Source organism: Pantoea sp. SM3, from assembly GCF_000963995.1.
Lineage (GTDB): Bacteria > Pseudomonadota > Gammaproteobacteria > Enterobacterales > Enterobacteriaceae > Pantoea > Pantoea rwandensis_B.
Window position 1 is genome coordinate 95,041 of record NZ_JZRD01000022.1, and the last position, 22,998, is coordinate 118,038.

Below are 22,998 nucleotides of genomic sequence, written 5' to 3' on the forward strand. Positions count from 1 at the left end.
TGAAAAGGGGCATTGCAAACGATTGCTTTCACACCGCAACCGTTTAAAATCGCCCCTTTGTTGTCATTGAGAACGCGCACCATGTCCGTTAATACTGCTGAATCTCATCAGTCAGCCCGTCCACAGAGTGAACTGATTTACCGCCTCGAAGACCGTCCACCGCTACCGCAAACCCTCTTTGCGGCCTGTCAGCATCTGCTGGCGATGTTTGTCGCGGTCATCACTCCTGCGCTATTGATTTGCCAGGCGCTGGGTTTACCGGCTCAGGATACGCAACACATTATCAGCATGTCGCTGTTTGCATCGGGTGTGGCTTCAATCCTGCAAATCAAAACCTGGGGACCAGTTGGTTCTGGTTTACTGTCGATTCAGGGCACCAGCTTTAACTTTGTGACACCGCTGATTATGGGCGGCATGGCGCTGAAAAATGGCGGTGCCGATGTTCCGACCATGATGGCCGCGCTGTTCGGTACGTTGATGGTGGCCTCTTGTACCGAAATGGTGCTGTCACGCGTCCTGCATCTGGCTCGCCGTATTATTACACCGCTGGTTTCCGGCATTGTGGTGATGATTATTGGCCTGTCACTGATTCAGGTTGGCCTGACCTCGATTGGCGGCGGCTTCGCGGCAATGAGCGATCACTCTTTCGGCGCGCCAAAAAATCTGCTGCTGGCTGGCGCGGTATTGGTGGTGATTATCCTGCTTAACCGTCAGCGCAATCCCTACCTGCGTGTGGCCTCACTGGTGATCGCCATGGCGGTCGGTTACGGATTGGCATGGGCGCTGGATATGTTACCTGCCACCAGCGCGCCCACCGATCAACCACTGGTGGCGGTACCAACACCGCTATATTACGGCCTCGGTTTTGACTGGAACCTGCTGATCCCGCTGATGCTGGTGTTTATGGTGACCTCACTGGAAACCATTGGCGATATTACTGCCACCTCGGATGTGTCAGAACAACCGGTGAGTGGTCCGCTGTATATGAAGCGCTTGAAAGGCGGCGTGCTGGCTAACGGCCTCAACTCATTTGTATCCGCATTGTTCAATACGTTTCCGAACTCCTGCTTCGGGCAGAACAACGGCGTGATTCAGCTGACCGGCGTTGCCAGCCGTTATGTGGGTTTTGTCGTGGCGCTGATGCTGATTGTGCTCGGTCTGTTCCCGGCGGTGAGTGGTTTTGTGCAGCACATTCCTGAGCCAGTGCTGGGTGGTGCCACCATCGTGATGTTTGGCACGATTGCGGCATCGGGTGTACGCATCGTTTCGCGCGAGCCGCTGAACCGTCGCGCCATTATGATCATCGCACTGTCGCTGGCCGTTGGCCTGGGTGTTTCACAGCAACCGCTGATTTTGCAATTCGCCCCGGACTGGCTGAAAACCCTGCTCTCCTCAGGCATTGCTGCCGGTGGTATCACCGCAATCGTGCTTAACCTCGTCTTTCCACAGGAAAAGTAACCCTTAAGGCAGGCTACGGCCTGCCTGTTATTTATCCGCTTTTACATCCAGGCTGTTGAGCTGTAACGGTAATTCAGGCATAACAACCTCTTACCGGATAAATATCGGGATGGATGGATGCGATGAAATTTTTAGGCAAGTTTTTCCTTACCTTACTGCTGCTGATTCTGCTGGGGCTGGTTGTCCTGTATGTCTTGCTGCAGACCCAGTGGGGCGCAGGTTGGTTTAGCCGTTGGGTAAGTGACAAGACCGCCTGGCATCTCTCCCTCAGCAAGATTGAGCATAACTTTTCTTCTCCCTCGCACATCATGCTGGATGATTTCAGCTTTGGGCACGATGGTCAGCCAGCGGTGTTGGTGGCCAAGCGCGTCGACCTCGGACTGGCACTGGTGCAATTCAGTGACTGGCTGCATTTTGATAGCATCGACGTGCGTGATGGCGAGATTAACCTCGCGAATCAGACGCCCGATACCACGCTGCCTATCCAGGCCAATCGCCTGCAACTGAATAACGTGCGCATTGATAGCCCGCACAGCATGCTGCCGATGATCGCTGAACGGGTTAATGGCGGAATTATCCCGTGGAAACCGACCCCGACGGATATGCTGGGCAGCGATGCACAGTTCCAGATGAGTGCAGGCAAGCTGACGCTGAATGGTGTTCCGGGCAACAATGTGCTGCTGCAGGGAAGTGTGAAGCAGCACCGCATGATATTCAGCAATATTGGGGCCGATCTCGCGCGTGGTTCGATGACCGGCAACGCCGAGCGCGACACGCAGGGTAACTGGAAGATTGATCAGCTACGTCTTAACGATATCCGCCTGCAGACCCATCAAAATCTGAGTGATTTCCTCAATCCGCTGCGCGACGTGCCGTCAGTGAGCATCAATCGCCTGGATATGACCGATGCGCGACTGCAAGGGCCGGATTGGGCTGTCACCGACCTCGATTTAACCCTGAAGAACATCACGCTGCGTGGAGATGACTGGCAAAGCGATGATGGCTCTCTGTCGATGAATGCCGGTAACTTCATTAATGGTGGCTTTGAGCTTAACGATCCGATTGTGAATGCCAACTTCTCGGCGCAGGGCATTGAGTTGGCCCAGTTCAGTTCACGTTGGGCCAATGGCGTGATCCGTGCCAGCGGCAACTGGACGCGCAGCGATAAACGCCTGACGCTGAATGATTTAGCCATTGCCGGGCTGGAATATACCTTACCGCAGAACTGGCGCGATCGCTGGCAGCAAGCATTGCCATCATGGCTGGATAGCGTGCTGGTGACACACGCTACGGCCAATCGAAATCTGGTGATCGACATCAACCCTGCTTTCCCATTCCAGATGACCGCGCTGGATGGTAACGCCGATAACCTGCTACTGGCACGCCAGCATCAGTGGGGAATCTGGGGCGGTAAAGCGAGCTTTAACGCGGCGGAAGCAACGTTTAATCGCACCGATCTGCGCCATCCTTCCATTGCCTTTAATGCTAACGATCAGCAAATTCAGGTGACAGAAATGAGCGCCTTTAACGGCAATGGTTTGCTGGAGGGCACCGCGAGCGTTGGGCAGGATGCACAGCGCCCATTGACACTGAATCTCAAAGGTCAGGCGGTGCCAGCCAATGTGTTGCAAAACTGGGGCTGGCCTGCGTTGCCTCTTAGCGGCAACAGTAATCTTTTGCTGCAGGTGAAAGGTTCATTGAGTGCTGCCGCGCCATTGCGCCAAAGCGTTGAGGGGAATGTGTCAGTGACCACCGATACGCAATCGGTGCAGCAGACGATGCATGCGGGTCAGGTTCAATAGGTTTTCAGAAAAGGCTGCGGTGCGAGGAATGCCGCGTATCAGTAGCGACAACCTGTCGCTCACCGATGCGCCATTCTTCACGCTGCTACCGATTGAGGTTGAAGATGGCTACAACGTAATCTGCACGCATTAATTAATGCGTGCACCCGAGCCACCCTCTTCTAATGCACCATCTGCATCGGCTGGCAGTACGATATAAACCCCTTCAAACACCGCACCCAGCTCATCATCACCAAACAGTTCCACTTCCATCTGCACGCGCGCTTTACGACCACGCGCCAGACGGTCAAGGTCGCCACTCAGTGATCCCAGGTCGGCAATCGCACCCGGACGTCCACTAATGGGCTTACTGTAACGAATATGAGCATCGGCAAGGATGATAGTGCCGCCGAGATGCCGCTCGCGCAGTAATAGCCAAATCAGCCCCCAGCCTGTGAGCGTAGCCAGTGAGAACAAGCTGCCAGCGAATAACGTGTGATGCGGGTTCTGGTTGCCGGTTTCTGGCATGGTAGTAACGAACTTCTGCCCGGTATATTGCAGAATGCGCACGCCCATTTTCTCACTGAGCGGAATATGCTCGTACCAGGCCTGCTGCAACTGACCACACCAGTCAGCGCGGTGCAGGATATCATCCAGTGTCACCACCGGTTTGATCATCAGGAAATGGCGCACCGGCGTGGTTTGTGGCGCGGTGATTTCACCCTGATTGACATAGCCCAGCTTGGCGAAGAACTCCACGGCGTCTTCACGCGCGCTACAGGTCACACGCTTCGCCCCCTCCTGACGCGCAACGGATTCCAGCGTCATCGCCACCAGCGTCCCTAATCCTTTGCCCTGCACCGAAGGGTGTACGGCCAGGAAGCGGATGGCCGCTTCGTTTTCCGCATTGATATAGAGACGGCCAACCGCAACAGGATCGCCCTGCTCATCGACCACCATCTGATGATGCGCCAGCGCATCCCAGGCATCACGCTCAGAGCCCTGCGGCTGACGCAGCGGCTTACGTAACATTTCCCAGCGGAACTGATAATAAGTATCCAGTTCTTCCGCCGTTTGCGGCACACGAAGATGATACATAAAGTGATTCTCTCGTTCGGAGCTTGCGTGGCTGATCCCTGGCCGCTCGGCTGAAAACCTCACACCTGCAACCAGAAGGTCACTGGACCATCATTCACCAGTGAAACCTGCATGTTGGCAGCAAAACGACCGTTCGCCGTGGTCACACCCTGTGCCCGGCAACACTCGCTGAAATGGTAATAGAGACGTTCGGCTTCCGCCGGTTCGGCACCACCTGAGAATGAGGGACGCATGCCTTTGTTGGTGTCGGCGGCAAGAGTGAATTGCGAAACCACCAGCACGCTGCCACCGGCCTGCTGTACGTTCAGGTTCATTTTGTCGTTCTCATCACCGAAGATGCGATAACCCAGCACACGTTCAGACAACCGCTGGGCCTTTTGTTCGTCATCGCCCTTCTCCACACCTAACAACACCAGCAAACCGGCGCCAATCTCACCCACCGTCGCGTCATCCACCACGACGCTGGCGCGACTGACGCGCTGAATCAAAGCAATCATGTTTCCTCTCGTTCTTTTTCGCGTTCCTGCTGTTTTAGCTGGCGATAGTCATCAAGGGTGACGGTGATTTCCGCGCCTAACAACACAATACACCAGGTCCAGTAAACCCATAAAAACAGAATCGGGATGACTGCCAGTACGCCGTAAATTAATTGATACGAAGGGAACATCGTAACATAGAGCGCAAACCCTTTTTTGCCCAGCTCAAACAGCAGTCCGGCGACAATCGCCCCGACCAGTGCATCACGCGTTGGCACACGGCGCGTCGGGACGATGCTGTAGAGCAACCAGAACGCGAGGATAGCGAGCACCAGAGGGAAGATTCGTAATACCTGATCGATAAGGCTGGTCACGCCAGTGACATTGACCCAGCGCAGCGATAACAAGTAAGAGCTGATGGCCAGACTGGCACCGGCCAGTATCGGGCCCAGCGTCAGGATCATCCAGTAGACAGCAAAGGAGTAAACCATTGGCCGTGGTTTAGTACTGCGCCAAATCGCATTGAGTGCGCTGTCCACCGAGTGCATTAGCAACAGCGCGGTCACGATCAATCCGACAATCCCCACCGCTGTCATTTTATTGACGTTGGCCACAAACTGATCGAGGTAGCGCTGGATAACGTCACCGGCTGCCGGCATAAAATTGCTGAAGATGAAGTGTTTAAGCTGGACGCTGATCTCCGAAAACATCGGGAAAGCGGCAAAAAGCGCAAACACCACGGCGATCAGCGGCACCAAAGCCAGCAATGAGACGTAGGCCAGATTCCCGGCCTGCGTCGTCATGTTGTCTTCATCAACGCGGCGCCACAGCAGTTTGACCCACAGGAAAAACGCGTGCGCCGAATGGCGCAAATGGTTACGTGTTACCACTCAGCGACGGCTCGCGAACCAGTCCGGCACAGTTTTCGCGTCTTCCACCAGCACGCTCTCAATCCCCAGAGCGCGGGCCGCATCAATGTTGGCGCGATTATCATCAAAGAACACCGCCTGATCGGCGGTATAGCCTTCGTGCTCAAGCACATATTGATAGATACGCGCCTCAGGCTTGCGCATGCCTATGTCTTGCGACATATAGACGTGATCGGCTGCCTGTTGCACTTCCGGATATTGCGTTGGCCAGAACTCAAAGTGCAACTGATTGGTGTTGGACAGGATCACCACACGCTCGCCATTAGCGCGCAGTGTGTTCATGATCGCCAGCGTTTCCGGACGCACACCGACAAACACCGCCTGCCAGCCCGCGGTGAATTGCGGATAGCTCAAGGCGATATCCAGTTGATCACAGATACGTGCCGCAAACTCGGGATCGCTGATCTCACCACGTTCGTGTTTCTCGAATGCTTCATCCATTTGGAAGCGACTTTGTAATGTCGCCAGCGGCACACGTCCCAGGTCACTCCAGACGCCGAGCACGCGATTAAAATCGATATCAACAATCACATTGCCTAAATCAAAGATGTACAGCATGACGCCTCTCCTTCTATTCCCTGGATCATTCACTCTAGCGGCAAAAAGCATTACTGAACAGGTACGATGAGGAGGAAATAAGCGTTCTGGAATCGGGGACAACTTTCACAAAGCGAGCGTTGCAGCGGGTTGCAGGCACAAAAAAGCCCCGCGATGCGGGGCTTAAATATCAGACTGTTTCGCTTACTCTTTACCGCCGCGAGACGCACGCTTACGGTCGTTCTCGGTCAGGTGACGTTTACGAATACGGACTGACTGCGGAGTCACTTCTACCAGTTCGTCATCATCGATGAACTCGATAGCCTGCTCCAGCGTCATTTTCTGCGGTGGAACCAGAGTGGTCGCTTCGTCAGTACCTGACGCACGCATGTTGGTCAGTTTCTTACCGGTCAGGCAGTTAACTGTCAGGTCGTTAGAACGGCTGTGAATACCGATAATCTGGCCTTCATAAACCTCAGCACCGTGACCCAGGAACAGCTTACCGCGATCCTGCAGGCTGAACAGTGCGAATGCGACTGCTTTACCCTGGCCGTTAGAGATCAGTACACCGTTCTGACGCTGGCCCACTTCGCCTGGACGCACATCGTCGTAGTGGCTGAAGGTGGAGTACAGCAGACCGGTACCTGAAGTCATGGTCATGAATTCGTTACGGAAGCCGATCAGGCCACGGCTTGGGATCATGTAGTCGAGACGTACACGGCCTTTGCCATCTGGATCCATATTTTTCAGATCGCCTTTACGCTCACCCATCGCCTGCATCACTGAACCCTGGTGGGTTTCTTCGATGTCGAGGGTCACGTTTTCGAATGGCTCTTGTTTACGGCCTTCGAATTCGCGGAAGATAACTTTCGGACGGGATACCGCCAGCTCGAAACCTTCACGACGCATGTTCTCGATCAGAACAGACAGGTGCAGCTCACCACGACCAGACACACGGAATGCGTCTGAATCTTCGGTTTCTTCAACGCGCAGTGCCACGTTGTGTACCAGCTCTTTGTTCAGACGCTCCAGGATCTGGCGCGAAGTCACATACTTACCTTCTTTACCGCAGAAAGGTGAAGTGTTGACGTTAAAGAACATGGTAACGGTTGGTTCATCGACGCTCAGGGCTGGCAGCGCTTCAACCTTCTGCGTGTCGCAGATGGTGTCAGAGATGTTCAGCTCGCCCAGACCGGTCACAGCGATGATATCGCCTGCTTCAGCCTCGGCGCTCTCGATACGTTCCAGACCCAGATGGCCCAGTACTTTACCGACTTTACCGTTACGGGTTTTGCCTTCGCTATCAATGATAGTGACTTGCTGGTTCGGCTTGATTTTACCGCGCTTGATGCGGCCAATGCCGATAACGCCCAGGTAGTTGTTGTAGTCCAGCTGCGAGATCTGCATCTGCAGTGGGGCTTCAACTTCAACCTGTGGTGGAGAAACACGATCCACAATCGCCTGGTACAGCGGGGTCATGTCGTCTGCCATGTCGTTGTGATCCAGACCGGCGATACCATTCAGCGCTGACGCATAAATGATAGGGAAGTCCAGCTGCTCGTCAGTCGCGTCGAGGTTAACGAACAGGTCAAACACCTGATCAACAACCCAATCAGGGCGCGCGCCCGGACGGTCAACTTTGTTGATGACTACAATCGGCTTCAAACCATGAGCAAAGGCTTTTTTGGTTACGAAGCGGGTTTGCGGCATAGGGCCATCCATCGCATCTACAACCAGCAGCACCGAGTCCACCATGGACATAACACGTTCCACTTCACCACCGAAGTCGGCGTGTCCTGGGGTATCAACGATGTTGATACGGTAGTCGTTCCATTTGATGGCGGTGTTTTTTGCGAGGATGGTAATCCCACGCTCTTTCTCCAAATCGTTGGAGTCCATTACGCGCTCAGTCGCTTCGGTACGAGCATCAAAAGTACCGGACTGTTGTAACAGCTTGTCAACCAGGGTGGTCTTACCATGGTCAACGTGCGCGATGATGGCGATGTTACGCAAATTTTCGATCACAGCTTTGCCTCAGGCATTATAGAAATAACGCGGTATTGTACACGGATTAAGCGAAAGACTGAACATGATCACAGTATTCCCTTAAAGTTTCTCTTAGTGCTGTTTTTTAGCACCAATAACGGTGCATTAATCTGCACTGTGATGGGATTTTGCACCTTTTTGGGGCGATAATTGATTTGTGAAGCACCAAATTAGTGCACATCATCCATACTGGTGCAGTCACCGACTCACGAAAGAGCGCGTCACAGCGCCATTTTTACCATTGTAATAAAGTTGGCACAGAATTCGCTTTATATTTTTCAAGCGAAAACGACAGTTATACAACGGTTGAAAAGAGCTTGCCGAGATCTTGGTTAGGGGTGGTCAGTAAGCGTGACACATTCCAGGCAACGAAGTTCTCTCACCATGACGATTATGACCATTTCCAGGAGAGTTTAAGTATGTCCGCTGAACACGTCCTCTCGATGATGAACGAGCACGAAGTTAAGTTTGTTGACCTGCGTTTTACCGATACCAAAGGTAAAGAACAGCACGTTACTATCCCTGCTCACCAGGTTAACGCTGACTTCTTCGAAGAAGGCAAAATGTTCGATGGCTCATCCATCGGTGGCTGGAAAGGCATTAACGAATCAGACATGGTGCTGATGCCGGATGCGACCACTGCGGTTATGGATCCGTTCTTCGAAGATCCAACGCTGATCATCCGTTGTGACATCCTCGAGCCAGGCACGCTGCAGGGCTACGACCGTGACCCACGCTCCATTGCTAAACGTGCAGAAGAGTTCCTGCGTTCTTCAGGCATCGCGGATACCGTGCTGTTTGGACCTGAGCCAGAGTTCTTCCTGTTCGATGACATCCGTTTCGGTTCTTATACTTCAGGTTCACACGTCGCTATCGATGATATTGAAGCCGCATGGAACACCGGTAAAGAATACGAAGGCGGAAACAAAGGTCACCGTCCAGGTCTGAAAGGCGGTTACTTCCCGGTTCCACCTGTCGACTCAGCTCAGGACATCCGTTCTGCTATGTGTCTGACCATGGAGCAGATGGGTCTGGTGGTTGAAGCTCACCACCACGAAGTTGCAACAGCAGGTCAGAACGAAGTGGCTACCCGCTTCAACACCATGACCAAAAAAGCTGACGAAATTCAGATCTACAAATACGTGGTGCACAACGTTGCTCACGCGTACGGAAAAACAGCAACCTTCATGCCTAAGCCAATGTTCGGCGATAACGGTTCTGGTATGCACTGCCACATGTCCCTGTCAAAAGGTGGCGTGAACCTGTTCTCTGGCGACAAGTACGGCGGCCTGTCTGAAACTGCTCTGTTCTACATCGGCGGTATCATCAAGCACGCTAAAGCGATCAACGCCCTGGCTAACCCAACCACCAACTCGTACAAGCGTCTGGTCCCGGGTTACGAAGCACCTGTTATGCTGGCTTACTCAGCACGTAACCGTTCTGCTTCAATCCGTATCCCAGTGGTTGCGAGCCCGAAAGCACGTCGTATCGAAGCACGCTTCCCGGATCCAGCGGCTAACCCGTACCTGGCCTTCACCGCGCTGCTGATGGCGGGTCTTGATGGTGTTATCAACAAGATCCACCCTGGCGATGCGATGGACAAAAACCTGTATGACCTGCCTCCGGAAGAAGAAGCTGAGATTCCAAAAGTTGCAGGCTCTCTGGAAGAAGCACTGAACGCACTGAACGAAGACCGCGAGTTCCTGACCCGTGGCGGCGTGTTCACTGATGACGCAATCGACGCGTACATCGAACTGCGTAAGCCAGAAGTTGACCGCGTGCGCATGACTCCGCACCCCGTTGAGTTCGAACTGTACTACAGCGTTTAATTTAAAAAATTTCAGCGCATTTCACGCCGCTTATTAGCGGCGTAAATAACCTGAACGTTTTTTTGTTGCCGTGGAAACTTTAGCCCATCTCCGGATGGGCTTTTTTCACCGCGAATTCATCGTTCGAATGATAGTTTTCAGTCCCAAAAGGCTATAATGCACTAATTTAGTGCAGAGGAACGCTGTATGGCAACTGGTACATTGCCCGACGCGGGGCAGATTCTTAACTCTCTAATAAACAGTATTTTGCTGGTCGATAACGATTTGGTTATCCATTATGCCAACCCGGCTGCGCAGCAATTACTGGCACAAAGCTCACGCAAATTGTTCGGCACGCCATTACCGGAATTAACCGGCTATTTTTCGCTGAATATTGAGGTGATGAGCGAGAGTCTTGGAGCAGGCCAGGGCTTTACCGACAGCGAAGTGACGTTAGTGGTCGATGGCCGCGCGCACATTATGTCGCTGACCGCGCAGCGTCTACCCGATGGCCTTATCCTGCTGGAAATGGCGCCGATGGATAATCAACGCCGTCTCAGCCAGGAACAGCTGCAACATGCTCAGCAGGTCGCCGCACGTGATTTAGTGCGCGGACTGGCGCATGAAATTAAAAACCCGCTCGGAGGATTACGCGGCGCCGCGCAGTTATTAACGCGTGCTCTGCCCGATCCTTCGCTGCATGAATATACCCGGATTATTATCGAACAGGCGGACCGCCTGCGTAATCTGGTTGATCGTTTACTGGGACCCCAACAGCCCGGTATGCACGTCACACAAAGCATTCATCAGGTGGCGGAGCGCGTGGTGAATCTGGTCTCGATGGAGCTGCCGGACAATGTCTCGTTGGTGCGTGATTACGACCCGAGCCTGCCCGAACTGCCACACGATCCCGATCAGATTGAACAGGTGCTGCTCAACGTGGTGCGTAATGCGCTGCAGGCGCTGGGTGACGAAGGCGGCACTATCGTGATCCGTACCCGTACCGCGTTTCAGCTGACGCTGCACGGCACCCGTTATCGTCTGGTGGCGCGTATCGATATTGAAGATGATGGCCCTGGGATTCCTGCTCAGCTACAGGACACGCTGTTCTATCCGATGGTGAGTGGTCGTGAAGGAGGAACCGGTTTAGGTCTCTCCATTGCCCGCAGCCTGATCGATCAGCATTCAGGAAAAATAGAATTTAACAGTTGGCCAGGACACACCGAATTCTCGGTTTACCTGCCTATTCGCCAGTGAGGTTTCTATGCAACGAGGGATAGTCTGGATCGTCGATGACGATAGCTCCATCCGCTGGGTGCTTGAACGTGCGCTCACTGGAGCCGGTTTGAGCTGCGCGACATTTGACAGCGGCAATGAGGTGCTGGATGCACTCTCAAGTAAAACCCCAGATGTATTGTTATCGGATATTCGCATGCCGGGCATGGATGGGCTGGCGCTGCTGAAACAGATTAAACAGCGTCACCCGATGCTGCCGGTCATCATTATGACGGCGCATTCGGATCTTGATGCCGCCGTCAGCGCTTATCAACAAGGCGCGTTCGATTACCTGCCAAAGCCGTTTGATATTGATGAAGCGGTCGCGCTGGTTGAACGTGCGATCAGCCATTATCAGGAGCAGCAGCAGCCGCGTAATCAACCGGTGAGCGGCCCGACTACGGACATTATCGGCGAAGCGCCGGCGATGCAGGATGTGTTTCGCATCATTGGCCGTCTGTCGCGATCTTCCATCAGCGTGCTGATTAATGGTGAATCGGGTACCGGTAAAGAGTTAGTGGCGCATGCACTGCATCGCCACAGCCCGCGTGCCAAATCACCGTTTATCGCGTTGAATATGGCGGCGATCCCAAAAGACCTGATCGAATCCGAATTGTTCGGGCATGAGAAAGGGGCCTTTACCGGGGCGAATCAGATCCGTCAGGGCCGTTTTGAACAGGCCGATGGGGGCACGCTGTTTCTTGATGAAATAGGTGACATGCCGCTCGACGTGCAAACCCGATTGCTGCGCGTGCTGGCCGATGGCCAGTTCTACCGCGTGGGCGGCTATGCACCGGTGAAAGTGGATGTGCGTATTATCGCGGCAACCCACCAAAATCTCGAACTGCGCGTGCAGGAAGGCAAGTTCCGTGAGGATTTATTCCATCGTCTGAACGTGATTCGTGTGCACTTGCCGCCATTGCGCGAACGTCGCGAGGATATCCCACGTCTGGCGCGTTATTTCCTGCAAGTCGCCGCGCGTGAGTTGGGTGTTGAGGCGAAGATTCTGCATCCGGAGACGGAAACAGCGCTGACGCGTCTGCATTGGTCCGGTAACGTGCGCCAGCTGGAGAATACCTGCCGCTGGCTAACCGTGATGGCTGCAGGCCAGGAAGTGTTGATTCAGGATCTGCCACCAGAGCTGTTTGAGTCAAGCACGCCGGACAATCCGGTGCAGTCGCTGCCGGACAGCTGGGCCACCCTGCTGGCACAATGGGCGGACCGCGCGCTGCGTTCCGGTCATCAAAACCTGCTCTCTGAAGCGCAGCCGGAGATGGAGCGCACTCTGCTCACCACCGCTCTGCGTCACACTCAGGGTCACAAGCAGGAAGCCGCACGTTTACTGGGTTGGGGTCGTAATACTCTGACGCGTAAACTGAAAGAGCTGGGAATGGAATAAGTGAGAACCAGGGGAGCGCGATGCTCCCCTGATTTTTATATCACCCGCGAGAACTGCTGCATGCGAGCCTTTTGACGCAGATAGCGATCAAAGCACATGCAAATATTGCGAATCAGTAAACGCCCAATTCCTGTGACCTGCAGGCGACGACCACGCTGTTCCAGCAAGCCATCCGCCATCAATGGCGCCAGTAACGCTAAATCTTCCGCAAAATAGGCTTCAAAAGTGATGGGCCATTGCGCTTCAATTGCCGCAAAATCTAATGAGAAATTGCAGATCAACGTCTTGATGACATCACGGCGCAGGCAGTCATCGTCACTCAGTGTCAAACCACGCCATAGCGCGTTCCCACTCTGCTCTACGCTGGCATAGTAAGCCTTCAGCTCTTTTTGGTTCTGCGCATAACTGTCTCCCAGCATACTGATCGCCGAGACACCGAATCCCACCAGCTCGGTTTCGCCTTGCGTGGTGTACCCCTGAAAATTGCGGTGCAGTTCACCCGCACGCTGCGCGATGGCCAGCTCATCATTCGGTTTAGCAAAGTGGTCCATCCCGATGAACTGATAGCCTGCATCGGTCAAGGTGCCAATGGTTTGCTGCAGGATTTGCAGCTTCTGTTCCGCACCAGGTAGCTCTTCATCTTTGATTTTGCGTTGTGCAGCAAACAGCATCGGCATGTGCGCGTAATTGAATACGCTGAGTCGATCGGGATTAAGCGCGATGACTCGCTGTAAGGTGAAGGCAAAACTTTCGGGCGTCTGCAGCGGCAGGCCGTAAATCAGATCCAGGCTCACTGAGCGGAACCCTCGCGCACGCGCACGTTCAACCAGCCCAAAGATAGTCTCTTCATCCTGCACGCGGTTGACGCGCTCCTGCACCGCTTTATTAAAGTCCTGCACACCCATACTCAGGCGATTGAAACCTTCAGCGCGCAGATGATCGATCATCTCCAGCTCAATTTCGCGTGGATCGACCTCGATAGACATCTCAACATCATCAGCAATATCAAAATGGCCACGCAGCAGCGCCACCAGCCGGCTGACCTGAACTTGATTGAGAAACGTTGGTGTACCACCGCCCCAGTGCAACTGCGTGACGCGGCGTCCGGCAAACAGCGGCGCACGCTGGCGAATTTCCTGCTCCAGCACATCCAGATAGCGATCGGCCTTGTGCAGCTGGCGCGTCACAATCTTATTGCATCCGCAGAAGTAGCAGAGGCGATGGCAGAACGGAATATGGACATACAGCGACAGGGAACGTTGAGGATAGCGTTCAACCGCAGACTGGAAGCTTGTCTCGCCAAAGTTCTCATTGAACTCCAGCGCAGTGGGGTATGAGGTGTAACGCGGACCCGCGTAATTGTATTTTTCAATCAGCCGCTGGTCCCATTCAATCTGCTGCGATGACATGCTCACTCCTTACGGTGACGTCGTTTGAGAGAGGATCGCGTTGCAGAAGAGGAGAGATAGCGGTGAGCCGTACGCCGGCGTAAACGCGACTTCAGACGCGACAGGCGACGAAGTTTAAACAATAACCACAGGAGATAACATGTCAGCAGCAGCGCTAAAATTGATCCAGGCCAAAGCATCAGCGAATACCTGTTTAGCGCGGCATGCGCAAAAGCGCACGCCGATCAAAAATGACTTAGTTGCCTTTTAACAAGCGCATCATATCGACTTCGGCTTGTTCATCTTCAGCACCGTCATCCAACGCGATACCGAGGGTTTCCATCAGTTCGTCAATGCGATCCAGCGTCTGATCGAGCCATGCCTGATCTTCAGCGCTGAGTGTCTCACCGCTTTCCAGACGATCCAGTAAGGTGTCCAGACGTTCATCGTTTTCCAGCTTCGCCAGCTCTTCTTCCGGCGTCAGACGAACTTTTTCCGCTTTCGGCTTGGCTTTCGCTACCGGCTTTTTCTCCGGTACGGTTTTACCATCGGCCACCAGCGCAACCGGTTTTTTACTGCCGGTACGTGGATCGGCATTTTTCTGACCCTGGCCTTTGCCAGCGCCTTTGGTTTCCGGGTTCGCACGGCTGCCCGCTTTATGGCCGCTGTGCTTTTTATCGCGTTTACGATCGCGTGCTTCCTGGTTCAGTTCTTCACGCGATTTGCGTTTGGCTTTAGCAGCAGGTTTGCCACGCTGGGCTGGTGCAGGTTGCTTCATGGTGTCCGGTCTCGGCGATTTTTCTTCAGTATAGAATTGCGGCGAAATCTAGCAGAAAGATGACAAAGAAAAAAGGCGATAGCCTATGCTATCGCCTTATTTCGCACCTTCTACTGAAGGAATAACGGTATAAATCCTTTACAGCTCTCAACGTCCCGGTTGCTCCTTCGCCTCATCGCTCCTGCGAGTAATCCTTTTCCTTGTCCGACTCATACCTGAATCACATCCTGCCATGCTCCTGGTCATCCCCGACACTCCTGAGCGCATCATCCTGATGGGTGCTGCCGTGCACTGACACCAAATGTAGACCAATCAGTAAAATGAACAAGTGAGACATGTCTTTAATTTAGAGCGGTAATTTTCAAAATCTACTTATTTTATTGAAAATATTACACTATATAACATGTGAACATTCTATTAATCGGTAATGGCTGGCAGTAATTATCGTCGATCTCTTACAAAATGGCGCGTTAAGACGCTATCGGGCACTTTTGCGCCATAACAGGTATAATCAGCCCAATTGACCGAATCACTTTGCTGGAGCTTTACTTTGTCTGCTTTGAATTATCACATGACCCACTTCGTGCTCAGCGCCCCGGATATTCGCCATTTACCGGCAGATGTGGGCATTGAGGTCGCGTTTGCCGGACGCTCTAACGCAGGCAAATCCAGCGCGCTGAATACCATCACCAACCAGAAAAGCCTTGCGCGTACCAGTAAAACGCCAGGTCGTACTCAGCTCATCAACCTGTTTCAGGTCGTCGAGGGGAAAACCCTGGTCGACTTACCCGGTTATGGCTACGCCGAAGTCCCGGAAGAGATGAAACGTAAATGGCAGCGTGCGTTGTCTGAATATTTGCAGAAGCGCCAGGCACTGAAAGGCCTGGTGGTGCTGATGGATATTCGCCATCCGCTGAAAGATCTCGACCAGAATATGATTGAGTGGGCAGTCCAGAGCGGCATCCCTGTACTGGTGCTGTTAACCAAAGCAGATAAGCTGGCATCTGGTGCACGTAAAGCGCAGCTCAAACTGGTGCGTGAGGCAGCATTAGGCTTTATGGGTGATGTGCAGGTAGAGATGTTCTCATCACTCAAGAAGATCGGCGTTGATATCGTTCGTCAGAAACTGGATAGCTGGTTCAGTGAACTGGAACCGGCGCAAGAAGATGAAGAAGCCCCTTCTGCGTAATGTGAAGCGCGGGTTTACGACCCGCTTTTCAGAAAAAGCCCAATAAAAAACGCCCCAGTCATAAATGACTGGGGCGGCTAAATATTCAGCCAAATCCGATTACGTGAAGTAAAAGGTCTGAAAGATAGAACATCTTACCTCTGTACCCTACGCGATGAACTTTACCTGATTTTTCCTGACCAACAAAGGGTTTTTTGTTGTTAAGTTTCAGGATTCCACATCTTTTTTACCGGGTTCGTCACACTTTGGCTTAAGGCGTGTAGTTTAATTACTAAAAAAATGCTTAGCCGATAGGCAGTTACAAAATGCGCATTTAACAAGCGGCTTTACATCGTTGCTGAACCGATTAAGTAAACTTTTTTCTTATGACGATGTCAGCGGCATGGATATACCGCCGACAATGTTTTCTTAGTGCGCCTGATCCCAATTATCGCCCGTTCCGACTTCAACCTGCAGTGGAACATCCAGCTTCATGCTGCCCTCCATCAGCTGACGGATCGTCGCACTGGCACTCTCAACCGCATCCTTATGGATCTCAAACACCAGTTCATCGTGTACCTGCATGATCATTTTCACGGCATCATCCTGCTGTTGCAGCAACCAGCCATCCACGGCGATCATCGCGCGTTTAATAATATCCGCTGCGGTGCCCTGCATCGGGGCGTTAATCGCCGCGCGCTCTGCTGCCTTACGACGAATAGCGTTGCTGGAGCTGATATCCGGTAACCACAGACGGCGACCATCCAGTGTCTCCACATAACCCTTCTCTGCCGCCTGAGTGCGCGTCTCTTCCATGTAACGCAGTACGCCCGGATAACGCTCAAAATAGAGATCCATATACTTTTTCGCTTCGCCTGCGCCGATGTTGAGCTGGCGCGACAGACCGAAGGCGCTCATGCCGTAAATCAAGCCAAAGTTAATTGCCTTGGCACTTCGGCGTTGCTCACCTGATACCTTGCTCAGCGCGACTCCAAAGACTTCTGACGCCGTTGCGCGGTGAATGTCTTCACCCTGCGCAAACGCATCCAGCAGGCCTTTATCCTGCGACAGATGTGCCATGATGCGCAGCTCAATTTGCGAGTAGTCAGCCGCGACGATGCGATTATCTTTACCCGCAATAAAGGCCTGACGAATACGACGACCTTCATCGTTACGCACTGGGATGTTTTGCAGGTTGGGATCGGTAGATGAGAGACGCCCGGTAGCCGTGACCGCCTGATGATAGGAGGTATGCACGCGGCCAGTCATCGGATTGATCATCAAAGGCAGTTTGTCGGTATAGGTCGACTTCAGCTTAGACAGGCCACGATGTTGCAGAATCACTTTGGGCAGCGGATAGTCGAGCGCCAGTTCAGCCAGCACTTCTTCGCTGGTAGAGGGTGCGCCGCCAGGGGTTTTCTTGGTAGGCTTGATGCCCTGCTTTTCAAACAGAATGGTCTGCAGCTGCTTGGTGGAGGAGAGATTAAACGGCTCACCTGCCAGCTCATGCGCTTTCAACTCCAGTTCCGCCAGACGCGTGGTCAGCTCCTGCGAGTGTTTGGCCAGAATGTTTTGATCGATCAACACGCCGTTGCGCTCAATGCGTGAAATCACAGTCACCAGCGGCATTTCGATATCAGTAAAGACCTGTTTGGGACCCGCTTCCTGCTCCAGCTTCGGCCACATTTTAAGATGCAGCTGCAGCGTGACGTCTGCGTCTTCTGCTGCGTAATGAGCAGCCTGCTCAATGGCAATCTGGTTGAAGGTCAGCTGATTTTTTCCTTTACCGGCAATCTCTTCGAAGGTGACGGTTTTATGGTTCAGCCAGCGCGAAGCCAGGCTATCCATATCATGTTTACCGCCGACGCTGCTCAGGCAATAGGATTCCAGCATGGTGTCGAATTTAATGCCGTTCAGCTCAATATCGTAGTTCTTCAGCACGCCACGATCGTATTTGAGATTCTGGCCGACTTTTGCAGATTTAGCGTCTTCCAGTAACGGTTTTAGCTGCTTCAACACATCATTGCGATCCAGTTGGGCTGGCGCATCAAGATAATCATGAGCCACCGGAAGATAAGCCGCTTCACCCGGCGCAACCGCAAAGGAGAGGCCGACAATGTTGGCACTCCAGCTATCCAGAGAATCGGTTTCCAGATCGAAGGCAAAGAGTTCTGCTTTTTTCAATTTTTGCAGCCACTCGGCGAAGGTTGCCTCATCGAGAATAGTGACGTAGCCGTCAGATGACAGCACGCTGGCTGTTTCAACAGCCTCAACCGCAGATTCAGTAGCCAGTGATTTCTGTGCCTGCACATTGCTCTTTTTGCCTTGCAGCCAGCTACCGTCCTGTAAATCGCTGATCCAACGTTTAAATTCATAGCGGCCGAAGAGATTCTGCAGTTTTTCAACGTCCGGCTCGTTGACGGTGAGTTGCTCGCAACCCAGTTCCAGTTCAACGTCAGTCTTAATGGTCGCCAGCTGATAGGACAGGAATGCGACCTCGCGGTTCTGCTCCAGCTTCGCTGCCATGGTCTTCGCGCCACGGAACGAGAGGTCCGCCACTTTATCCAGATTGTCATAAATTGACTGCATACCGCCTAAGCCTTGCAGCAGCGCCTGTGCAGTCTTCTCACCTACGCCAGGCACACCCGGAATGTTATCCGAGCTGTCACCCATCATGGCGAGGAAATCGATAATCAGTGAAGGTGGCACACCATATTTCTGCTCGACCTCTTCCGGGCCCAATACGGTATTAGTCATGGTGTTAATCAGCGTAATGCCCGGCGTGACCAGCTGCGCCATATCTTTATCGCCAGTGCTGATCAGCACCGCACGGCCCTGCTTTTCTGCTTCCAGTGCCAGAGTACCAATCACATCATCAGCCTCAACGCCAGTCACCGCCAGCAGCGGTAATCCCATCGCTTTGACCATCTCGTGCAGCGGCTCGATCTGTGCACGCAGATCGTCGGGCATTGGCGGACGATGCGATTTGTAGTGCTCGAATAATTCATCGCGGAAAGTTTTACCTTTCGCATCGAAGACCACGGCCACATGGCTCGGCTGATACTGCATCAGCAAACTTTTCAGCATGTTGAGCACACCGTACATCGCGCCCGTGGGCTCGCCTGCACTGTTGGTCAGCGGCGGAAAGGCATGATACGCCCGGTAGAGATAAGAGGATCCGTCTACCAGAATCAGGGGATTTTCTGCAATTTGCGCCATAGGTTCGTATTTTCTTCGTTGCGATAATGAGGGCTATAAGGATGCCACAACCAGAGAGGAATGTTGAATCAGAGCAGGGTTGTCAGGATCTTTTTCGTCGTTACGCGGAGTGGATCGCAAGGATCGGTCTGTGGATAACTTTGTGCGTAAAATTCATAACGTATTGTTATTTACGCTTATTGCAATCATTTTACAGATAAAAGTTATTGTTTTTCAATTTGTTATTAACTTACCGTGATGAAGTGCGCCTTTTTGAAAAGGTGATCGTCCATGTGGATATTAAGCGGAGGGTTAACAGGGATATCATGATTACGTCATCAGTAAGGGCGTAAAACGCCGACATCGCCGGCGTTTATTCGCGCTTAATTACTTCTTCTCAACCAGGAATTTCACTACGTTGGCGTAATCGGCAACGAAATTGTCCATAGAGCTGGTATCCAGACCGCCGTTGTTCACCATATATTTGCCGTTCACGAAGATGGCTGGCACGCCCTGAAGATTAAGATCGGACGCCGCTTTCTGCTGCTGTGCAACCAATGCTTTCACCGCAAAGCTATTCCACGCTGCATCATAATCTTCTGACGAGATACCCGCCGCCTGGATGAAGGTGGCTTTCAGACTAGCCGCATCGGTGATGGTTTGGGTTTTCTGAATACCGTCGAAAATCGGTGCAGTGACTTTGCTTTCCACGCCCAGCGCCATCGCTACCGCCCAGGCTTGAGTCACAACAGGACCAAAGTCTCCGCCGAGGAAATCAACGTGATATTTAGTCACTTTAGTGTCTGCTGGCAGGTTCTTTTTCACGGCATCACTCACGTGATAGACGCGTTCGAACTGGTAGCAGTGCGGGCAGAAGAAGGAGAAGAACTCCAGTACCTGTGGCTCACCAGCAACCGGCTTTGGCAGTGTGACGAATTGTTTGCCGTCATTAAACTGTGCCGCTGAGGCGCCAAATGCCAGCATTAAACCTACCAGCGCAAACATAATCTTTTTCATCGTGAAAAAATCTCCTGAGTACTTCATTAAAATTGCGGGCTAAGCTGCAACGGGGGTTGATGTAACAGCCTCTCCTGCTCGATAAATAGTGCAATCTGTCGGCGCCAGAAATCCTCATCGGTCATCCAGGGAAAGGCGCGCGGAAAAGCCGGGTCCTGCCAGCGGCGAACCACCCAGGCCAAATAATAAACCATGCGCATAGCGCGTAAAGGCTCAATCAGTGACAATTCATGTAAATCAAAGTCACTGAATTCATTATAAGCTTCCAGCAGAATATCCCACTGAATCAGCTGTTCCTGACGATCGCCGTTTACCAGCATCCACAGATCCTGCACTGCAGGCCCGTTGCGCGCATCGTCAAGATCGACAAACATCGGTCCATCGCGCCACAGGATATTACCTGGATGGCAGTCGCCATGCAGCCTGAGCGGCTGCCATTTATCATGCCAGCGCTGCTGTAAGGTGCCGATAAGTTTATCAACGGCGTTCAGCAGCGCATCCTTCAGGGCAGCCGGTACCAGCGTGCTTTGCTCCAGCTCCTGGCGAGGTTGTAAGACATACTCTTCCAGGCCGAACGTTGGCCGCTGTTGAAACAGGCTTTGGCGACCCGTTTGATGGATACGCCCGAGAAATCGGCCCACCCACTCCATCTGTTCTTCATTATCGGTTTCATACTGTCGCCCACCCAGGCTTGGGAAAACGGCAAACATAAAACCGGCATGGTGGTTAAGCGTACTGCCCTGCAATGCCAGTGGTGCAGCAACAGGTACTTCATCGGCCAGCAGATCATGCGTGAACTGATGCTCTTCCAGAATTTGTTGCGCACTCCAGCGTTGTGGCCGATAGAACTTAGCCACATAGCGACGTTTGTCGTCATCACTAAACTGATAGACACGGTTTTCGTAGCTATTGAGGGCGGTTAAGCCGGATTCGACACGCAGACCCGCATCCCAAAGTGCATCCAGGATGACATCGGGGTCCAGTGTCTGGAAATTAAAGGCGGCTTCGCTCATCATTTTGCCTGTGTGTTACCGTTGCAAGGAATGCGCAAGGATAACACTACTCATCATCCTTAATCACACCGCGTGCACGTAATAGCGCGGTTTTGAAGTCCACTTCATAATCCTTTTTCAGTCCGGGAATTTCCGCATCGCAGCCAGCGTCACGCATTTTGAGATGGTAAATCAATATGTCATCGGTTAATTCACTTAATGGGCCACTGAAGCCTGATTCCTGCGCCAGTTTCTGTAAAAATGCCAGCAGGTTAAGGTCTGACTCCTTTTGCCAGGCCGGTTGCAGGAGTTCAAACAATTCATTAAGTCGGTGATATTTCATCATTGATTCCTCTATGCAGTGGTAGGCTGCCGTTATGCAAGTATCGTCCAGTTTGATCAAGGAGACGAAAATGACCGCATTTACCGGCGTGATCCTCGCAGGTGGGCAAGGCAGTCGTATGGGCGGCCAGGATAAAGGGCTGCTGGAGTTGCAGGGCAAACCGCTTTATCAGCACGTTCTGCAGCGTTTGATGCCACAGGTCAATATTGTGTTGATAAGCGCCAACCGTAACATTGATCGTTATCAGGCTAGCGGTTGTCAGGTCGTTACTGATTCGATGCCAGATTACCCCGGTCCGTTGGCAGGCATGTTAAGTGGCTTGCAGCACAGTAAGACCGAGTGGGTCGCCTTTTGTGCCTGTGATACGCCCTGGTTACCGGAGGACTTCGTTGCACGTTTATGGCAGCAGCGCGGCGATGCGCCTGCGGTTTGGGTAAGATCAATTCTGCGCGATCATCCTGCCCTGGCGCTGGTGAATCGATCATTAGCGGAAGATCTTGAAGCCTGGCTGCTGCGGGGTGAGCGGCGTTTAATGCAGTTCTTACATGAACACGGTGGGCATGCGGTGACGTTCGCGGATCCTGAATCTGCGTTTCGCAATATTAATACGCCGGACGATTTGGTTGATGAGGAGAAGCACTGATGGGTGTGCCATTACTGGCTATTGTCGCGTGGAGCGGCACCGGTAAAACCACCTTGCTGCAGCAGGTGATTCCTCTACTCAAGGCGCGTGGCATCCGTACTGGATTAATTAAACATACCCATCATCGAATGGACATCGATACGCCGGGAAAAGATAGCTATCTGCTGCGAAAAGCGGGTGCCGATCAGGTGATTGTTGCCAGCGATCAGCGCTGGGCGCTGATGTGCGAGACCCCAGATAAGCCGTTGGGTCTGACGGAACTGACCGCGTGGATGGATCATTCTGCGCTGGATCTGGTGCTGGTTGAAGGCTTTAAAGATGAACCTGTAGCCAAAATCGCGCTGTGGCGGCGTGGTGTCAAAGGTGAAGTAGCTGATTTACTGGATGGATATGTGATTGCGCTGGCCAGCGATGAGAAACTGGCGATCGACTACCCTCTTCTTGATATTAATCATCCGCTTAGCGTGGCTGATTTTATCGAAAACTGGCTAAGAACGGGTCAGTAAGCGGGAGGATTTTTGCGGGACTGGCTGAATTTCAGACGTAAAATCTCCTGGCTACAGACGTAAGAAAAACCTGGACTATCCCCTGGCTACAGACGTAAAAAAACCCTGAACTTGCGTTCAGGGTTTCTTCACTTAATTGATGCCTGGCAGTTCCCTAC

Annotated in this window: 19 protein-coding genes; 8 read left to right on the forward strand and 11 right to left on the reverse strand. The window is 52.7% G+C overall.

The genetic code is table 11. The annotated features are described in order from the left end of the window. Positions 1-81 precede the first annotated feature (81 nt). Entirely contained in the window at positions 82-1,458 is a 1,377-nt protein-coding gene (locus VI01_RS14585; protein ID WP_045815734.1) for an NCS2 family protein, read from the forward strand. Between the two features lie 122 nt (positions 1,459-1,580). After that, the gene (locus VI01_RS14590) at positions 1,581-3,260 is read left to right on the forward strand and encodes an AsmA family protein (RefSeq protein ID WP_038649774.1); all 1,680 of its coding nucleotides are present in this window, start codon (positions 1,581-1,583) and stop codon (positions 3,258-3,260) included. Between the two features lie 129 nt (positions 3,261-3,389). Here the strand turns inward: VI01_RS14590 and fabY are convergent, their stop codons facing one another. From fabY to typA, 5 genes are all read right to left on the reverse strand, one after another. Next, positions 3,390-4,337, reverse strand: a complete 948-nt coding sequence (gene fabY, locus VI01_RS14595) for a fatty acid biosynthesis protein FabY (protein ID WP_038644013.1) — start codon at positions 4,335-4,337, stop codon at positions 3,390-3,392. A 59-nt stretch (positions 4,338-4,396) separates the two neighbouring features. After that, on the reverse strand, positions 4,397-4,834 hold the full coding sequence (gene dtd, locus VI01_RS14600) for a D-aminoacyl-tRNA deacylase (protein ID WP_038644012.1): 438 nt from the start codon (positions 4,832-4,834) through the stop codon (positions 4,397-4,399). Beyond that, positions 4,831-5,703, reverse strand: a complete 873-nt coding sequence (locus tag VI01_RS14605; RefSeq protein ID WP_045815735.1) for a virulence factor BrkB family protein — start codon at positions 5,701-5,703, stop codon at positions 4,831-4,833. The genes dtd and VI01_RS14605 overlap by 4 nt, the downstream gene beginning before the upstream one ends. After that, on the reverse strand, positions 5,704-6,300 hold the full coding sequence (gene yihX, locus VI01_RS14610) for a glucose-1-phosphatase (RefSeq protein ID WP_038644008.1): 597 nt from the start codon (positions 6,298-6,300) through the stop codon (positions 5,704-5,706). It lies immediately after the preceding gene. Between the two features lie 183 nt (positions 6,301-6,483). Continuing rightward, on the reverse strand, positions 6,484-8,304 hold the full coding sequence (gene typA / locus VI01_RS14615) for a ribosome-dependent GTPase TypA (protein WP_034823899.1): 1,821 nt from the start codon (positions 8,302-8,304) through the stop codon (positions 6,484-6,486). Positions 8,305-8,744: 440 nt separating this feature from the next. On the opposite strand from typA, the gene glnA reads away from it, so the two are divergent. The 3 genes from glnA (at position 8,745) to glnG (ending at position 12,807) form a co-directional block, all read left to right on the forward strand. Next, positions 8,745-10,154, forward strand: coding sequence for a glutamate--ammonia ligase (gene glnA / locus VI01_RS14620; RefSeq protein ID WP_045815736.1), 1,410 nt, complete (start codon positions 8,745-8,747; stop codon positions 10,152-10,154). 186 nt (positions 10,155-10,340) lie between these two features. Further along, positions 10,341-11,390, forward strand: coding sequence for a nitrogen regulation protein NR(II) (gene glnL / locus VI01_RS14625; protein ID WP_034823903.1), 1,050 nt, complete (start codon positions 10,341-10,343; stop codon positions 11,388-11,390). A 7-nt stretch (positions 11,391-11,397) separates the two neighbouring features. Next, positions 11,398-12,807 carry a nitrogen regulation protein NR(I) gene (gene glnG / locus VI01_RS14630; protein WP_034823905.1) on the forward strand — a complete coding sequence of 470 codons (1,410 nt, stop codon included), beginning with the start codon at positions 11,398-11,400 and terminating at the stop codon, positions 12,805-12,807. A gap of 35 nt (positions 12,808-12,842) precedes the next feature. Here the strand turns inward: glnG and hemN are convergent, their stop codons facing one another. Together hemN and yihI are read right to left on the reverse strand one after the other, a co-directional pair. After that, entirely contained in the window at positions 12,843-14,216 is a 1,374-nt protein-coding gene (gene hemN, locus VI01_RS14635) for an oxygen-independent coproporphyrinogen III oxidase (RefSeq protein ID WP_045815737.1), read from the reverse strand. 235 nt (positions 14,217-14,451) lie between these two features. Then, the gene (gene yihI / locus VI01_RS14640) at positions 14,452-14,973 is read right to left on the reverse strand and encodes a Der GTPase-activating protein YihI (RefSeq protein ID WP_045815738.1); all 522 of its coding nucleotides are present in this window, start codon (positions 14,971-14,973) and stop codon (positions 14,452-14,454) included. Between the two features lie 550 nt (positions 14,974-15,523). Here yihI and yihA point away from each other — a divergent pair. Next, positions 15,524-16,162 (forward strand): ribosome biogenesis GTP-binding protein YihA/YsxC, encoded by a 639-nt coding sequence (gene yihA, locus VI01_RS14645; RefSeq protein ID WP_045815739.1) that lies wholly within the window; start codon positions 15,524-15,526, stop codon positions 16,160-16,162. A gap of 408 nt (positions 16,163-16,570) precedes the next feature. Here the strand turns inward: yihA and polA are convergent, their stop codons facing one another. The 4 genes from polA to VI01_RS14665 all read right to left on the reverse strand — a co-directional run bounded on the left by polA (position 16,571) and on the right by VI01_RS14665 (position 21,691). Beyond that, on the reverse strand, positions 16,571-19,360 hold the full coding sequence (gene polA / locus VI01_RS14650; protein ID WP_045815740.1) for a DNA polymerase I: 2,790 nt from the start codon (positions 19,358-19,360) through the stop codon (positions 16,571-16,573). Positions 19,361-19,726: 366 nt separating this feature from the next. Continuing rightward, positions 19,727-20,356, reverse strand: coding sequence for a thiol:disulfide interchange protein DsbA (gene dsbA / locus VI01_RS14655; protein ID WP_038644001.1), 630 nt, complete (start codon positions 20,354-20,356; stop codon positions 19,727-19,729). Positions 20,357-20,382: 26 nt separating this feature from the next. Next, positions 20,383-21,369, reverse strand: coding sequence for a serine/threonine protein kinase (locus VI01_RS14660; RefSeq protein WP_038643999.1), 987 nt, complete (start codon positions 21,367-21,369; stop codon positions 20,383-20,385). Positions 21,370-21,415: 46 nt separating this feature from the next. Beyond that, positions 21,416-21,691: a YihD family protein gene (locus VI01_RS14665; protein ID WP_038643998.1), complete on the reverse strand. Its 276-nt coding sequence runs from the start codon at positions 21,689-21,691 to the stop codon at positions 21,416-21,418. A 70-nt stretch (positions 21,692-21,761) separates the two neighbouring features. On the opposite strand from VI01_RS14665, the gene mobA reads away from it, so the two are divergent. Both mobA and mobB read left to right on the forward strand, forming a co-directional pair. Continuing rightward, a complete protein-coding gene (gene mobA / locus VI01_RS14670) occupies positions 21,762-22,334 on the forward strand; it encodes a molybdenum cofactor guanylyltransferase MobA (RefSeq protein WP_038643996.1) in 573 nt (190 codons plus the stop codon). Beyond that, complete coding sequence (gene mobB / locus VI01_RS14675; RefSeq protein ID WP_045815741.1) at positions 22,334-22,840, forward strand: molybdopterin-guanine dinucleotide biosynthesis protein MobB; 507 nt, start codon at positions 22,334-22,336, stop codon at positions 22,838-22,840. Before mobA ends, mobB begins: the two co-directional genes overlap by 1 nt. Positions 22,841-22,998 lie beyond the last annotated feature (158 nt).

What these genes read in the sequence shown, in the direction of transcription:
- VI01_RS14585 (WP_045815734.1), top strand. Translation starts at nt 82, where the DNA reads ATGTCCGTTAATACTGCTGAATCTCATCAGTCAGCCCGTCCACAGAGT.
- VI01_RS14590 (WP_038649774.1), top strand. Translation starts at nt 1,581, where the DNA reads ATGAAATTTTTAGGCAAGTTTTTCCTTACCTTACTGCTGCTGATTCTG.
- fabY (WP_038644013.1), bottom strand. Translation starts at nt 4,337, where the DNA reads ATGTATCATCTTCGTGTGCCGCAAACGGCGGAAGAACTGGATACTTAT.
- dtd (WP_038644012.1), bottom strand. Translation starts at nt 4,834, where the DNA reads ATGATTGCTTTGATTCAGCGCGTCAGTCGCGCCAGCGTCGTGGTGGAT.
- yihX (WP_038644008.1), bottom strand. Translation starts at nt 6,300, where the DNA reads ATGCTGTACATCTTTGATTTAGGCAATGTGATTGTTGATATCGATTTT.
- glnA (WP_045815736.1), top strand. Translation starts at nt 8,745, where the DNA reads ATGTCCGCTGAACACGTCCTCTCGATGATGAACGAGCACGAAGTTAAG.
- glnL (WP_034823903.1), top strand. Translation starts at nt 10,341, where the DNA reads ATGGCAACTGGTACATTGCCCGACGCGGGGCAGATTCTTAACTCTCTA.
- glnG (WP_034823905.1), top strand. Translation starts at nt 11,398, where the DNA reads ATGCAACGAGGGATAGTCTGGATCGTCGATGACGATAGCTCCATCCGC.
- hemN (WP_045815737.1), bottom strand. Translation starts at nt 14,216, where the DNA reads ATGTCATCGCAGCAGATTGAATGGGACCAGCGGCTGATTGAAAAATAC.
- yihI (WP_045815738.1), bottom strand. Translation starts at nt 14,973, where the DNA reads ATGAAGCAACCTGCACCAGCCCAGCGTGGCAAACCTGCTGCTAAAGCC.
- polA (WP_045815740.1), bottom strand. Translation starts at nt 19,360, where the DNA reads ATGGCGCAAATTGCAGAAAATCCCCTGATTCTGGTAGACGGATCCTCT.
- dsbA (WP_038644001.1), bottom strand. Translation starts at nt 20,356, where the DNA reads ATGAAAAAGATTATGTTTGCGCTGGTAGGTTTAATGCTGGCATTTGGC.
- VI01_RS14660 (WP_038643999.1), bottom strand. Translation starts at nt 21,369, where the DNA reads ATGAGCGAAGCCGCCTTTAATTTCCAGACACTGGACCCCGATGTCATC.
- VI01_RS14665 (WP_038643998.1), bottom strand. Translation starts at nt 21,691, where the DNA reads ATGAAATATCACCGACTTAATGAATTGTTTGAACTCCTGCAACCGGCC.
- mobA (WP_038643996.1), top strand. Translation starts at nt 21,762, where the DNA reads ATGACCGCATTTACCGGCGTGATCCTCGCAGGTGGGCAAGGCAGTCGT.
- mobB (WP_045815741.1), top strand. Translation starts at nt 22,334, where the DNA reads ATGGGTGTGCCATTACTGGCTATTGTCGCGTGGAGCGGCACCGGTAAA.